12 protein-coding genes are annotated in these 13,490 nt (G+C 65.2%); 8 read left to right on the top strand and 4 right to left on the bottom strand.

From position 1 onward, the window contains the following. Position 1: 1 nt before the first annotated feature. Together AC1RSI_RS10140 and AC1RSI_RS10135 are read right to left on the bottom strand one after the other, a co-directional pair. On the bottom strand, positions 2–1,126 hold the full coding sequence (locus AC1RSI_RS10140; protein WP_230307649.1) for an alpha-ketoacid dehydrogenase subunit beta: 1,125 nt from the start codon (positions 1,124–1,126) through the stop codon (positions 2–4). Positions 1,127–1,128: 2 nt separating this feature from the next. Next, the gene (locus tag AC1RSI_RS10135) at positions 1,129–2,376 is read right to left on the bottom strand and encodes a thiamine pyrophosphate-dependent enzyme (protein WP_230307648.1); all 1,248 of its coding nucleotides are present in this window, start codon (positions 2,374–2,376) and stop codon (positions 1,129–1,131) included. 149 nt (positions 2,377–2,525) lie between these two features. Here AC1RSI_RS10135 and AC1RSI_RS10130 point away from each other — a divergent pair, with 149 nt between their 5' ends. The 6 genes from AC1RSI_RS10130 (at position 2,526) to AC1RSI_RS10105 (ending at position 9,855) form a co-directional block, all read left to right on the top strand. After that, on the top strand, positions 2,526–3,014 hold the full coding sequence (locus AC1RSI_RS10130) for an Lrp/AsnC family transcriptional regulator (protein ID WP_008259105.1): 489 nt from the start codon (positions 2,526–2,528) through the stop codon (positions 3,012–3,014). 56 nt (positions 3,015–3,070) lie between these two features. After that, entirely contained in the window at positions 3,071–4,009 is a 939-nt protein-coding gene (locus tag AC1RSI_RS10125) for a pirin family protein (RefSeq protein ID WP_040349868.1), read from the top strand. A gap of 196 nt (positions 4,010–4,205) precedes the next feature. Further along, positions 4,206–5,171 (top strand): WD40 repeat domain-containing protein, encoded by a 966-nt coding sequence (locus tag AC1RSI_RS10120; protein WP_154726317.1) that lies wholly within the window; start codon positions 4,206–4,208, stop codon positions 5,169–5,171. After that, the gene (mtgA, locus tag AC1RSI_RS10115) at positions 5,171–5,863 is read left to right on the top strand and encodes a monofunctional biosynthetic peptidoglycan transglycosylase (protein WP_154726316.1); all 693 of its coding nucleotides are present in this window, start codon (positions 5,171–5,173) and stop codon (positions 5,861–5,863) included. Before AC1RSI_RS10120 ends, mtgA begins: the two co-directional genes overlap by 1 nt. A gap of 65 nt (positions 5,864–5,928) precedes the next feature. Further along, positions 5,929–7,833, top strand: a complete 1,905-nt coding sequence (locus AC1RSI_RS10110) for a M2 family metallopeptidase (RefSeq protein WP_154726315.1) — start codon at positions 5,929–5,931, stop codon at positions 7,831–7,833. Between the two features lie 102 nt (positions 7,834–7,935). After that, on the top strand, positions 7,936–9,855 hold the full coding sequence (locus AC1RSI_RS10105; protein WP_154726314.1) for a TadE/TadG family type IV pilus assembly protein: 1,920 nt from the start codon (positions 7,936–7,938) through the stop codon (positions 9,853–9,855). Positions 9,856–9,883: 28 nt separating this feature from the next. Here AC1RSI_RS10105 and AC1RSI_RS10100 read toward each other — a convergent pair whose 3' ends face one another. Beyond that, positions 9,884–10,795: an isopenicillin N synthase family dioxygenase gene (locus AC1RSI_RS10100; protein ID WP_154726326.1), complete on the bottom strand. Its 912-nt coding sequence runs from the start codon at positions 10,793–10,795 to the stop codon at positions 9,884–9,886. A 254-nt stretch (positions 10,796–11,049) separates the two neighbouring features. On the opposite strand from AC1RSI_RS10100, the gene AC1RSI_RS10095 reads away from it, so the two are divergent. Beyond that, on the top strand, positions 11,050–11,724 hold the full coding sequence (locus AC1RSI_RS10095) for a YiaD family glycine zipper/OmpA-like lipoprotein (RefSeq protein ID WP_154726313.1): 675 nt from the start codon (positions 11,050–11,052) through the stop codon (positions 11,722–11,724). A gap of 134 nt (positions 11,725–11,858) precedes the next feature. Beyond that, the gene (locus AC1RSI_RS10090) at positions 11,859–12,026 is read left to right on the top strand and encodes a hypothetical protein (RefSeq protein ID WP_154726312.1); all 168 of its coding nucleotides are present in this window, start codon (positions 11,859–11,861) and stop codon (positions 12,024–12,026) included. A gap of 141 nt (positions 12,027–12,167) precedes the next feature. Here the strand turns inward: AC1RSI_RS10090 and AC1RSI_RS10085 are convergent, their stop codons facing one another. Continuing rightward, positions 12,168–13,325: an outer membrane beta-barrel protein gene (locus tag AC1RSI_RS10085; protein WP_008260682.1), complete on the bottom strand. Its 1,158-nt coding sequence runs from the start codon at positions 13,323–13,325 to the stop codon at positions 12,168–12,170. Between the last annotated feature and the right edge of the window lie 165 nt (positions 13,326–13,490).

The raw sequence follows: 13,490 nt of genomic DNA, 5'->3' as shown, positions 1-13,490 counted from the left end.
CTTAACGACCTCCCGTCATGACGCTCTTCAAGGCGTCTGCGACCCGTTGCGGTCCGGGGAAATATTCCCATTCGAAAGCATGGGGATAGGGCGTGTCCCAGCCGGTGACGCGCGCAATGGGCGCCTCCAGATGATAGAAGCAGCGCTCCTGAACCAGGGCCGACAGTTCGCCGCCGAAACCCGAGGTCTTGGGCGCCTCGTGCACGATGACGCAGCGACCGGTCTTCTTCACGCTGGCTTCGATGGTCTCGATGTCCAGCGGCACGAGCGAGCGCAGGTCGATGACCTCGGCGTCCACGCCCGCGTGCTCAGCCCCGGCCAGAGCGACCCAGACCATGGTGCCATAGGCCAGGATGGTGACGTCGTTCCCCTCGCGCGTCACGCGCGCCTTGCCGATGGGCTCGACATATTTGCCAGTCGGGACCTGGGCCAGATCCTGCGCCTTCCACGGGGAGACCGGCTTCTCGTGCCAGCCGTCGAAGGGGCCGTTGTAGAGGCGTTTCGGCTCGAAGAAGACGACCGGATCGTCGTCCTCGATGGCGGCGATCAACAGACCCTTGGCGTCATAGGGGTTGGACGGAATGACGACCTTCAGACCCGCGATATGGGTGAACAGGCTTTCGGGGCTCTGGCTGTGGGTCTGGCCGCCGAAGATGCCGCCGCCGTAGGGGCTGCGGATCGTAATCGGGCTGGTGAACTGGCCGCCCGAGCGATAGCGCATCTTGGCCGCTTCCGAGACGATCTGGTCATAGGCCGGATAGATGTAGTCGGCGAACTGGATCTCGACGACCGGACGCAGGCCGTAGGCGCCCATGCCGATCGCGGCGGCGACGATGCCGCATTCGCTGATCGGAGCGTCGAAGCTGCGGGTCAGGCCGTGCTTCTGCTGCAGCTTGTCGGTGACGCGGAAGACCCCGCCGAAATAGCCCGCGTCCTCGCCGAACGACAGGACATTGGCGTCCTCGCTCATCTTGACGTCGATGGCCGAGTTCAGGGCCTGGATCATGTTCATCGGCTGTACGCCAGAGCCGGTCGCTTCCGAGGCGGGGGCCGCGTTCTGGTCGACCATGTCCGGCTCGACGCCGTCGTTGCGATCGGCGTCGGTGAAGGTGGTTTGCTCAGCCATGGTCAGACCCCCACCTCGCGGCGCTGTTCGATCAGCCGCCAGTCTTCGGTCGCATAGACCTCCTCGAACATCGTCTTCACGCTGGGGCGCGATTGTCCCAGGGTGCCGATGGCTTCGGATTCCTTGCCGGCGGCGCGGACCTGTTCGACCGCCTCGCGCAGGGCCGTGGCGTGGCGTTCGTCATCCCATTCGCCGATGACGGTCAGGTGCTGGCGCAGCCGCTCCAGCGGATCGCCCAGCGGCCATTTCTCGTGCTCGTCGCCGGGGCGGTAGCGGCTGGGATCGTCGGAGGTCGAGTGCGGGGCGCCGCGATAGGTGAACAGTTCGATCACCGTCGCCCCCTGGTTCGACCGGGCGCGCTCTTCGGCCCACTGGGTCGCCGCCCAGACCGCCAGGAAGTCGTTGCCGTCCACCCGCAGGGCCGGCAGTCCATAGCCGATGGCCTTGGAGGCGAAGGTGGTCTCCAGCCCGCCGGCGATCCCCTGGAAGGAGCTGATGGCCCACTGGTTGTTGACGATGTTCAGGATGACCGGCGCGCGATAGACGGATGCGAAGGTCAGGGCGTTGTGAAAATCGCCCTCGGCCGTGGCGCCGTCGCCGATCCAGCTGATGGCGATCTTGTCGTCGCCCTTGTAGGCGCTGGCCATGGCCCAGCCGACCGCCTGGGGCACCTGGGTGCCCAGATTGCCGCTGATGGTGAAGAAGCCGTAGTCCTTGGCCGAATACATGATCGGCAGCTGACGCCCTTTGATCGGGTCCGCCGCGTTGGAATAGATCTGGTTCATCATCTCGACCAGCGGATAGCCGCGGGCGATCAGCAGCCCCTGCTGGCGATAGGTCGGAAAACCCATGTCCTCGCGGCTCAGCAGCATGCCTTGCGCGACCGCGATGGCCTCCTCGCCGGTGCATTTCATGTAGAAGCTGGTCTTGCCCTGGCGGTGGGCGCGGTGCATTCGGTCGTCGAAGGCGCGGGTCAGGATCATGGCCTTCAGGCCGCGACGCAGGGTCTCCGGATCCAGACGCGGATTCCACGGACCGACGGCCTGGCCGTCGTCGTCCAGCACCCGGATCAACCGGAACGCAAGGTCGCGCATCTCGTAAGGCGTCGTGCCCACCTCGGGCCGTTCGACGGCGCCGGGGGCGTCCATCACCAGATGACTGAAGTCCGGCCCATCGCCCGGCCGCCCCGAGGGCTCGGGCACGCGAAGCGACAGCGGCCGGCTGTTCTTTTGGCTCATTTTGTCGTTCATGCGGGCGTCCATGTCCGTTCGGGGGTCCGTCCGAGTTTCCTCTGGACGTTTGATAACACGGCGCCTAAGCAGGCGCTCGCTCAATTTGACCTTGCGAAATCCCGATTTAGGGTATTTTATTTCGCCATAACGATAATCGGAGAAACGCATTGGCGGACGAACTCGATCCCATCGACGCTCGGATCCTGGATATCCTGCAACAAGACGCCGGTCTGTCGGTCGCGGAAGTCGCGGATCGCGTCGGTCTGTCGGCCTCGCCCTGCTGGCGTCGGATCAAACGACTGGAGGATTCCGGCCTGATCACCAAGCGGGTCACCCTGCTGAACGCCAAGCTTCTGGGTCTCGACTTCGAAGTCTACGCCATCGTCAAACTGATGCTGCCGTCGGCCGAGAATCTCGACATCTTCGAAGGCGCCGTCGCCAAATGGCCGGAAGTGGTCCAGTGCGCCACCATCACGGGGCGCGAGGACTATGTGCTGCGCATCATCACCTCGGACATGCACGCCTTCGACAAGTTCCTGCGCGAGAAGCTGCTGGCCCTGGGCATCGTCTCCGACTGCGAGAGCCATATCGTCACGCGCGGCGTGAAGAATGTGACCGCCCTGCCTCTTGGCATAGTGACCCCTCACGTCGGATAAGGCCGTTCGGCGGACCTTTCCACTGAGGGCCCTGGTCCGCCGAGGGGATGCCGAACATGATCGAACTGGTGATCGACGCGCGCCGCAAGGACCTGGGCGGGTTCGAGGTCGGCCGCGTCCTGCCCTTCCATTCGCGCCGGATGGTCGGGCCCTTCATCTTCCTGGACCAGATGGGGCCGGCCGAGTTCGCGCCGGGCTCGGACGCCATCGATGTGCGACCGCACCCGCACATCGGCCTGTCGACCCTCACCTATCTGTTCGAGGGTGAGATCATGCACCATGACAACCTCGGCTATAATCAGGTCATCCGCCCCGGCGAGGTGAACTGGATGACCGCCGGCAAGGGCATCGTCCATTCCGAGCGCACCGATCCGCTGAAGAAGAGCCGCGGCGGGCCGATGCACGGGATGCAGGCCTGGGTCGCCCTGCCCGACGAGGCCGAGGAGATCGATCCCGCCTTCCACCACCTGGATGAGGACGCCCAGCCCGCCTACGAAAACGGCGGACTGTTCGCGCGCCTGGTGGCGGGCGAAGCCTATGGCGCCAAGGCGGCCGTCCCGGTGTCCTCACCCCTCTTCTATGTGCACTGGGAGCTTCAGCCCGGCGTCCGCACCGCGCCGCCTCCCGGCAAGGGCGCGGGCGGCATGAGCGAGCGCGCCCTCTATGTGGCCAAGGGCTCCATCGAGGTCGGCGACCGCACCTTCCACGAAGGCCAGATGATCGTGCTGGAACCGACGGCCGAACCGACCGTCAAGGCCCTGGTCCAATCCACCGTCATGGTCCTGGGCGGCGAGCCGGTCGGCGAACGCCTGATTTGGTGGAATTTCGTCGCCTCCAGCCAGGCCCGCATCGACCAGGCCAAGGCCGACTGGAAAGCCGGCCGCATGGCCCTGCCCAGCGAGGACGACCTGGAATTCATTCCCCTGCCGGACGAACCCGCCAAGGCCCAGGCCGCGCCGGCGCCGGTCGAGCCCAAGCCCACAGATCCGGTATAATCTTCTCCCTTCCCTTTATGGGAAGGGGCGGCGAACCCCGGACTTGATCCGAGGGTAGCCGGGGTGGGGCGATACGGAGATCGCTCACGTTCTTACGGCCCCACCCGGATCGCTGCGCGATCGTCCCTCCCCATAAAGGGGAAGGAGAAGAAGCCCCCATTTGCCCCCGCTGCCGCAACCCGCTAACGCGTCCCGCATGAACTTCGATTTCGACGCCCAGGTCACCGCCGCCCTGTTCGACAGCACCGGCGCCGTCTTCGCCCTCGGCGACGGCTCGGTCCGGTTCGAGGATGGAACGACGGTCCAGGCTCACGACGGCGCCGTGCTCTGCGCCGCCGTCCACCCGACCGGCGACGGGATCGTCACCGGCGGCGACGACGGCCAGGTGGTGTGGAGCCGCCGCGGCGAGGACGCCATGGTCCTGGCCACCGCAAAGAACCAGTGGATCGATTCCATCGACGCCTCGGCCGCCTCCGGCCTGGTCGCCTTCTCCTCGGGCCGCACCCTTTCGGTGATCGATCCGAAGGACGCCGGCTTCCGCCGCGACTTCCAGCACGAACGCACCGTTTCCGGCGTCGCCTTCGATCCCAAGGGCCGGCGTATCGCCGCCTCGACCTACGGCGGCGCCGCCCTCTGGTACGCCCGGATCGAGAAGCAGCAGCCGGTCAAACTGGCCTGGGCCGGATCCCACACCGCCGTGGCCTTTTCACCCGACGGGGCCTTCGTGGTCACCACCATGCAGGACAGCCAACTTCACGGCTGGCGGCTGAAGGACGCCAAGAACCTGCGGATGGGCGGCTATCCGTCCAAGGTCCGCTCGCTGGCCTTCCTCGCCAACGGCCAGCTGCTGGCCACCTCGGGCGCCCAGGGCGCGGTCCTGTGGCCCTTCATCGGCTCGAACGGGCCCATGGGACGCGAGGCGACCGAGATCGGCTATGACGACGCGACCCTGGTCAATCTGGTCTCGGCCCAGACCGAGCACGGCCTGCTGGCCGCCGGCCTGACCGACGGCCGGGTCTGGGTCGCCCATCCGGCCTCTCATGGTCTGAACTTCGTCAAGGCCGAGAAGGGCCCCTCCATCGTCGCCCTGTCCCTCAGCCCCGCCGCCGACAAGGTCGCCTGGGCCGACGAGGGCGGTGCGGCCGGCGTGGCGATCCTGTAATGGCGCGCGGGCGGAAAAAGGGTTGGTTGCGGGCGGCCCTGATCGCCCTGGCGGTCCTAACCTTTTTGCCGATCGGCGGCGTGCTGATCGTCGCCGTCCTGCCGCCCGCCCCGACCATATTGATGCTGCGCCAGGCCGTGCGCGGCGAGGGTCTGGACTATCAGTGGCGCGGTCTGAACGACATCTCGCCCAATCTGGTCAACGCCGCCATCGCCGCCGAGGACGCCCGTTTCTGCAGCCACCACGGCTTCGACATCGAGGCGATCCAGAAGGCGCTGGATCACAACGCCGAGGGCGGCCGCATCCGCGGCGGCTCGACCATCAGCCAGCAGACCGCCAAGAACGTCTTCCTGTGGCCTGGCCGCGACTGGATCCGCAAGGGGCTGGAGGCCGGCTACACCGTCCTGATCGAAACCGTCTGGTCCAAGCGCCGGATCATGGAAGTCTATCTGAACGTGGTCGAATGGGCGCCGGGCGTCTATGGCGCCCAGGCCGCCGCCCAGCACTGGTTCGGCAAGGACGCCGCCGACCTGACCCCGCGTGAGGCTGCACGCCTCGCCGCCATCCTGCCGGCCCCCCGCCGTTATCAGGCGGCTGCTCCCGGTCCCTATGTCCGAAGGCGCGCCTCGCGTATCCAGGCCGCCATGGGGACGGTCCGCACTCAGAATCTGAACGCTTGCGTTTTCCGCTGAGCCGCTCCGCTTGACGGCGGATCAGGCCTGACCTCTCCTGCGCCCGCTGTTCAGGAGATCCCAATATGAAGCGTCAGATGATGACCGCCGTCGCGGTCTGCGCCCTCGCCTTCACCGCCGGCTGCGCCGCCACCACGACCTCGGGCGAGGCCCGGCCCCTTCAGGCCGAAGGCGGCGCCCAGACCTTCACCCCCGCCCCGGTGACCGCCACCGGCCTGCGCGCCGACTATCCGACGACCGTCGCGGGCGCGACCCAGTTCGTCGCCGACGCCGAGGCCAAGATGCTGACCTTCGGCGAATACGCCGCCCGAGTGCAGTGGGCGCGCGCCACCAACATCACCTTCGACACCATGTGGCTGGAGTCCAAGGTCAACGCCGAGGCGACCGAGCTTCAGGTCCAGTTCGCCAACCAGGCGGCCAGGTTCAATGACGTCGCCGTCGATCCGGTCGTCCGCCGCAAGCTGAACCTGCTGCGGCTCGGCATCGTCCTGCCCGCCCCCAACCGCCCCGGCGCGGCCGAGGAACTGTCGCAGATCACCACCCGGCTGGACTCGACCTATTCCACCGGCAAGTTCGACTTCAAGGGTCAGCCGATCACCCTGGACGAGGCCTCGCTGATCCTGGCCGACAGCCGCGACCCGAACGAGACCAAGGCCCTGTACGAAGGCTGGCGCACCATCTCGCCGGTGATGAAGAACGACTACGCCCGCATGGTCGAGATCGCCAACGAAGGCGCGCGCGAACTGGGCTTCGCCGACACCGGCGCCCTGTGGCGTTCCGGCTACGACATGCCCGCCGACGATTTCGCCGAGGAGACCGACCGGCTGTGGGCGCAGGTCAAACCCTTCTACGAGAACCTGCACTGCTATGTCCGCGCCCGGCTGAACGCCAAATACGGCGACGCGGTCCAGCCCGACCACGGCCCGATCCGCGCCGATCTGCTGGGAAACATGTGGTCGCAACAGTGGGGCAATATCTATGACGTCGTGGCCCCGACCAGCGGCGGCGCCTCCAGCTACGACCTGACCGAACTGCTGAAGACCGCCGACTATGACCCCGTGAAGATGGTGAAGACGGGCGAGGGCTTCTACGTCTCACTGGGTCTTGACCCTCTGCCCCAGACCTTCTGGGAACGCAGCCAGATCGTGCGCCCCCGCGACCGCGAGGTCGTCTGCCACGCCTCGGCCTGGGACCTCGACAACGCCGACGACATCCGCATCAAGATGTGCACCAACGTCAACGGCGACGACTTCTACACCGTCCACCACGAGCTGGGTCATAACTACTACCAGCGGGCCTACAAGAACCAGCCGATGCTGTTCCGCAACGGGGCCAACGACGGCTTCCACGAGGCCATCGGCGACTTCGTCGGCCTGTCGGCCCTGACCCCCACCTATCTGAATCAGATCGGTCTGTTGAAGACGACGCCGGGGGCGGAGGAGGACATTCCCTTCCTGCTGAAGATGGCCTTGGACAAGATCGCCTTCCTGCCGTTCGGCCTGATGGTCGACCGCTGGCGCTGGGGCGTCTTCTCGGGCGAGACGTCGCCGGACCAGTACAACGCCGCCTGGACCGCCGACATGCTGAAATACCAGGGCCTGGTCCCGCCGGGGCCGCGTCCGACCAACGCCTTCGATCCGGGCGCCAAATATCATGTGCCGGGCAACACCCCCTACACCCGCTATTTCCTGGCCCACATCTACCAGTTCCAGTTCCAGCGCGCGGCTTGCAAACAGGCGGGCTGGACCGGGCCGCTGCACCGCTGCTCGGTCTATGGAAACGAGGCGGTCGGAGCCCGTTTCAACGCCATGCTGGAGATGGGCCAGTCCAAGCCCTGGCCCGAGGCCATGCAGGCCTTCACCGGCGAGACCGCCAACGACGCCTCGGCCGTCGCTGACTATTTCGCGCCTCTGAACCAATGGCTGACCGTCCAGAATCGTGGCCACGACTGCGGCTGGTCAGAGGCTTGAGCCTTATGCGTCGTTAACCCTGACGCTTCAGCCTTCCCTTAACCGCATGACGGCATTCTGTCGTCATGCGGGCGGGGTGCGCCCGGCAGGGAAGCGACGAACTTGGCCTCTCAAACGATCCATCGGGCGGTCGGCCGCCTTCGCAAACTCGTCTCGCGCCTGCGCGACGACCGGCGCGGCAATGTGGCGATGATCTTCGGCCTCAGCCTGCCGGTCATCGTCATGCTGGCGCTCGGCGGCGTTGATCTTCACAGGATCACGACCGCGAGGTCGCAGTTTCAGGACGCACTGGACGCCGCGACCCTGGCCGCCGCGCGCTCCTCCGAAACGACTCCAGCGGGTCTGAAAAGCGTCGCTCTGGCGACCCTGCACGGCAACCTTCAGGGCACGGAGGTGGAGAAGATCAATGACGCCGACGTCAGCGTGTCCATGAGCGCCAACAACGTCGTGATCGCCACCGCCCAGGGTCAAGTGAAGACCCTGGTCGCCAACATCGTCCTGCCGCCCTATGGCCAGCTCCTGGACGACACCCTGCCGATTTCAGCCCACTCCGAAGTCAACCGCTCGTCGAAAGACGTCGAAGTCGCCTTGGTGCTCGATATTACGGGCTCAATGGCCAACAACAATCGGATCGGCGACCTGAAGAACGCCGCGCGCCAGCTGATCAACCTCGTTGTTCAGCCCGCGAACAAGCAGACTCCCTATTACTCGAAGATGGCCATCGTTCCCTATTCGGTCGGTGTGAATATGGGATCATATGCCGTCGGCGCACGAGGTCCGCTCGCTCAGCCCACCAACATAACCGGCGCTGTGTGGGCGGCCGCCACAGGCAAGGCCATCAGTAAGGCGACCCGCGCGTCGCCCGGCGTCATCACCGCAAACGGCCATGGCTTGGCGACAGACGACTACGTCTGGATCAGCAATGTCAGCGGGATGACCAATCTGAACGACAGAGTGTTTCGCGTCACCCGTATTGACGCGAACAAGGTGACGCTGCGCTACAATAATGGGACGGGTTGGTATCCGCTCGATACGACCAACTACGGCACATACAATAGAGGTGGGCAGATTCGGCGTTGCGCCAGATCCGATTGCTACATAACCATCACCTCTCAGAACCACGGAATATCAGTTGGAGAGGGTCTTGAGCTCAAAGGGATAAAGGGGATGACGGCGTTAAACGACAAGCTCTACGAAGCTTACGAAGTGACGCAAAACTCCTTCACGGTTCCCGTTGGGGGCGCCCAGTACGCGGACTATATCAGCAATGGGACGGTACAGTGCGGTCGCGATGGTTGCGCGAAGCGCATTTTTAGGGACAATTATTATAAGTCTCTTACGGCTTTCGACGCGAGCAATTGCGTCAGCGAGCGCATCGGGGCCGGCGCCTTTGATGATCGGGCGCCGGGTGTCGGGGCATATGTTGGTCGGAACTATCCGGCAATGGCGCGATCAACGCCCCGATCTGCCGGCAATCCATGCCCAGGACCGACCATACAGCCGCTCACAGCTGAGATACCCACCCTTACAACCCTGGTGGACAGCCTGAATGTGACTGGCTCGACAGCCGGACAGATCGGACTAGCCTGGGGCTGGTACGCCGTCTCGAGCAATTTCAACAAACTTTGGCCGTCCAACAGCGCCGCCGCCTACGACAATACGAAGGTGCTCAAGGCTGTAATCCTGATGACGGACGGGGAGTTCAACACCCCCTATTGCCAAGGCGTCATCGCACGCGACGCTGGGGGCGGATCGGGCAACGCCTACGACAAGATCGACTGCGACGCCACAAACGGCGACCCGTTCGACCAGGCCGCAGAACTGTGCACCGCCATAAAGGCCCAGGACGTGATCGTCTACACCGTCGGTTTTTCGATCGAATCAGGAACGGACGCGGCGCGAATTCTGAAGGAGTGCGCCTCCGACGAGGATAGAGCCTATTTGCCGCAATCGGGCGCGGATCTTTCTGCCGACTTCCAGGCGATCGGTCGCGAAATCACCCGACTTCGCATATCGCGTTAATGGCGGTTCGCAGGATGAAACGACACCGTCACAGCAACCGGATCTCGCGCAAGCGCTCGGCCAGATAGTCTTCGGCGGTGATCGCTTTGCCAGCGTAGCGGTCTGGATTGTCCGGCGTTATCGCGCTCGGCAGGGTTTCGATCAGGAAATCCGGGTTGAAGTGCAGGAAGAAGGGCGTCGAATAGCGGGCGAAGCCACGCCGCTCCGGCGCAGGATTGACCACCCGGTGCGTCGTCGACGGCAGGACGTGGTTGGTCAGCCGTTGCAGCATGTCGCCGATATTGATCACCAGGGCCCCCGGCGGCGGCGCGATGTCCAGCCAGCTGCCGTCCTTCTCCTTCAGCTGCAGCCCCGCCTCCTCGGCGCCCAGCAGCAGGGTGATGACATTGATGTCCTCATGGGCGCCGGCGCGCACCCCCGGCGCATCAGCCGGCACGGGCGGATAGTGGAGCAGGCGGAGCACGCTGTTGCCCATCTCGACCTTGTCCTCAAAATAGGCGTCGCCGAGGTCCAGGTAACGGGCGATAGCCTTCAGGATCTTGCGCCCCAGGGCGTCAAGCTCCTCGTACATGCCATAGATATTAGCCTTGAATCCGGGCGTCTCCACCGGCCAGACATTATCGCGCATGAAACGACGATAGGGGTGGCCCTCCGGCAGCTCGCGCCCGACATGCCAGAACTCCTTCAGATCGACGGACGCGGCCCCTTTGGCCGCTTCCACGCCGAACGGGGTCAGGCCGCGCGCGCCGCCTGTTCCCGGGTGATGATACTGACGCTTCACCGCCTCGGGCAGAGCGAAGAAGGTTTTGGCGTCGGCAAGAGCTGCGGCGATCCGGGCGGCATCCAGCGCATGGTCGGCCACCACCGCAAACCCATACTCCGCGAACGAGGCGCCCAGAGCGTCGCTGAACCCCTGGAAGTCAGCGTCATATCGCTTCATCGACACGGGCGTGATGGCCCGCGCAGTGACGGCAGGAGCGGTTTCGTTGGGGCTCGAACTCACGGGGGCGTCGTCCTCGGTCAAAAGAATATGCGGCGGTTCCCTTACGCCTATTCCGCGGCCGTGTCAGTTCGTGGGCGATCCCTCCCTCTGCCCGTGGAGCGCAAAATGCGCTCGTTCACTTGTGGTACAGCTTGGAACCTTGACAGTAGGCGCGCGTTTTACACCAGACAGAAATTCGGAAGGATTATTCCATGCGCGCCAAGATCATTGTCGCCAGCGTTTCCATTGCAGCCCTGCTGGGAACGGCAGCCTGCACCACGACCGACCCCTACAGCTCGACACCGACCCGCAACAACACCGGCACGGGCGCCATCGCTGGCGCATTGGGCGGCGCTCTGCTGGGCTATCTGACAAACACTTCAAACGGCGAACAAGGCCGCAAGAATGCTCTCATCGGAGCCGGTGTCGGCGCCCTGGGCGGCGCAGCCGTGGGCCAGTACATGGACCGCCAGCAGCGCGCCATGGAGGCTGAACTGTCCGGCAGCGGCGTCGGCGTCGCTCGCCAGGGCGACAACCTGGTTCTGCGCATGCCGTCGGATGTGACCTTCGCCACCAACCAATCCTCGATCGATCCGCGCTTCCTGCCGGTGCTCGACGACGTGGCGCGGGTGCTTCAGGAATATGACCGCTCAACCATCGACGTGATCGGCCACACCGACTCGACCGGCGGAGACGCCATCAATCAGCCCCTGTCCGAGCGTCGCGCCGCCAGCGTGGCTTCGGAACTGGTTCGTCGCGGCGTGATCGCCGAGCGGCTCTACGTCGCCGGCAACAGCTCGCGTAGTCCCGTGGCCTCCAACGCCACGCCGGAGGGCAAGGCTCAGAACCGTCGCGTCGAGATCCTTATCCGGCCGTTCACGGGCTGATCGGGTTCGAGAATGATGAAGCTCGAGGGGGCGGCGCCGCAGGGCGCCGCCCCTTTTCACAGGGTGGACACTGTTCCGTGACTTGCGCCGACGCACCCCTCATGTTTGAGCGAGGTGTCGAGGTGGAGAGTCCAGTGACGCCGGAAGGTCGTGAGTTCACGCAAACGCTCAAGCTTGCGGCTGTCGCCGTGGTGTGTGCGGTCCTGACGGCGACATTGGTGATCGGCGCCGGCGAGGCGTTGTTGCGTCAATCTCGATCGGCCGAATCCGCACCGCCATTGCTGACTCAAGCTGCCAACTGAACCGAAACTTGAAGCCGGGCCGCCGCGGCGCATTCAGGCCAAGAAAAACGCCGTCTCCAAGCGGAGACGGCGTTCAGTCTTTCAACCCTTCTTGTCTGTCTTCGGTCGGCCTGAAAGAGCAGGCCGACCGTCGGGACAGGCTTAGAAGTTGATGTTGATCGTCGCGCGACGGTTGAGCGGCTCACGCACGCCGTCAGCGGTCGGCTTGGCCAGGGCGGTTTCGCCCTTGCCGTCCAGGGCGATGACGCCGCCGTTGACGCCTTGGGCGACCAGGGCGTCCGCGACGGTGCGCGAACGACGGTTCGACAGGCCGAGGTTATAGGCGGCCGAGCCCGAGGTGTCGGTGTAGCCGACGATCAGGACGCGCGTCGCGGCGCCCGACTTGGCGTAGGTCGCGGCTTGCGTCACGACCGAGCGGGCTTCCGCCGTCAGGTCCGAACGATCCCAGTCGAAATAGACCACGAACTCACGCGCGGCCGGCTTGACCGGAGCCGGCGGCGGCGGCGGCGGGGGCGGAGGAGGCGGGGGCGGCGGCGGGGGCGGCGGGGGCGGGGGCGGTGCAGCTTCTTCAGCGCCGAAGCTGTAACGCAGACCCAGGGTCACGGTGTGCGACTGATCGTAGTCGCCATCCCATTCGCCGAACGAGGTCGCGCCGACGCCGGTGCCGACCGTGGTCGAGGCGAACGAGGCGTCGCCCGTCAGATAGCGGTAGGTCAGGTCGATATTGGTGCGGTCGCCCACAGCCCAGGCCAGACCGGCGATCGCCTGAGCGGCGAACTCGGTCGAGTCGTCATCGGCGGTGAAGGTGGCGCCGCGGTTGGCGCGCAGGTTGCCGTTGGTGTCGGTGGTGACGCGGTTCACGCCGGCGCCGAGACCGACGAAGGGACGGATGCCCCAGGCTTCATAGCCGAAATCATAGATGACATTGGCCATCAGGGTGGCCGACTCGATGTCGCCTTCCGGAGAGAAGCAGCCGCCGGTCGCCGGGGTCAGGTTGCACAGGCCCTGGGTGCCGGAGACGGCGCGCACGGTGCCGATGTCGCCCGAGCGGTAGCCGCCTTCGAGTTCAACGCGCCAGTTGGGGTTGAAGCGATAGCCGAGACGGGCGAAAGCCGCCCAGCCGTCGTTCACTTCATAGTTCCAGTTGGCACCCGTCGTCGACGATTCGGCGTTGATGTCGTCGATCATGTGGTAACCGGCGTCGATCGCGCCGTACCAGCCGTTAGGTTCTGCCGAAGCCGCGCCAGCTGACAGGGCCAGGGCGGCCGCTGCGCTGGAGGCCAGCACGATAGTCTTCATACGCATGGGGATTAGCCCTCCGCCTGTTTGTATTCGGGCGGGTCTACCGCCTTCGCGGGTCTTACCAGCGTTGCCGTCGAAGGTCGAGGCGAAAACGAGGCGGACAAGCGCGCTGAATTGATCACCGTGCTATTGATGCTACAGGTAAAATTGTCTCTGAGCCAT

The organism is Brevundimonas sp. GW821-FHT10E09, assembly GCF_058809375.1.
This window is presented reverse-complemented; position numbering and strand designations above follow the sequence as displayed.

Coding starts and splice junctions, on each gene's coding strand:
- AC1RSI_RS10140 (WP_230307649.1), bottom strand. CDS start 1,126: ATGGCTGAGCAAACCACCTTCACCGACGCCGATCGCAACGACGGCGTC.
- AC1RSI_RS10135 (WP_230307648.1), bottom strand. CDS start 2,376: ATGAACGACAAAATGAGCCAAAAGAACAGCCGGCCGCTGTCGCTTCGC.
- AC1RSI_RS10125 (WP_040349868.1), top strand. CDS start 3,071: ATGATCGAACTGGTGATCGACGCGCGCCGCAAGGACCTGGGCGGGTTC.
- AC1RSI_RS10120 (WP_154726317.1), top strand. CDS start 4,206: ATGAACTTCGATTTCGACGCCCAGGTCACCGCCGCCCTGTTCGACAGC.
- mtgA (WP_154726316.1), top strand. CDS start 5,171: ATGGCGCGCGGGCGGAAAAAGGGTTGGTTGCGGGCGGCCCTGATCGCC.
- AC1RSI_RS10110 (WP_154726315.1), top strand. CDS start 5,929: ATGAAGCGTCAGATGATGACCGCCGTCGCGGTCTGCGCCCTCGCCTTC.
- AC1RSI_RS10100 (WP_154726326.1), bottom strand. CDS start 10,795: ATGAAGCGATATGACGCTGACTTCCAGGGGTTCAGCGACGCTCTGGGC.
- AC1RSI_RS10095 (WP_154726313.1), top strand. CDS start 11,050: ATGCGCGCCAAGATCATTGTCGCCAGCGTTTCCATTGCAGCCCTGCTG.
- AC1RSI_RS10085 (WP_008260682.1), bottom strand. CDS start 13,325: ATGAAGACTATCGTGCTGGCCTCCAGCGCAGCGGCCGCCCTGGCCCTG.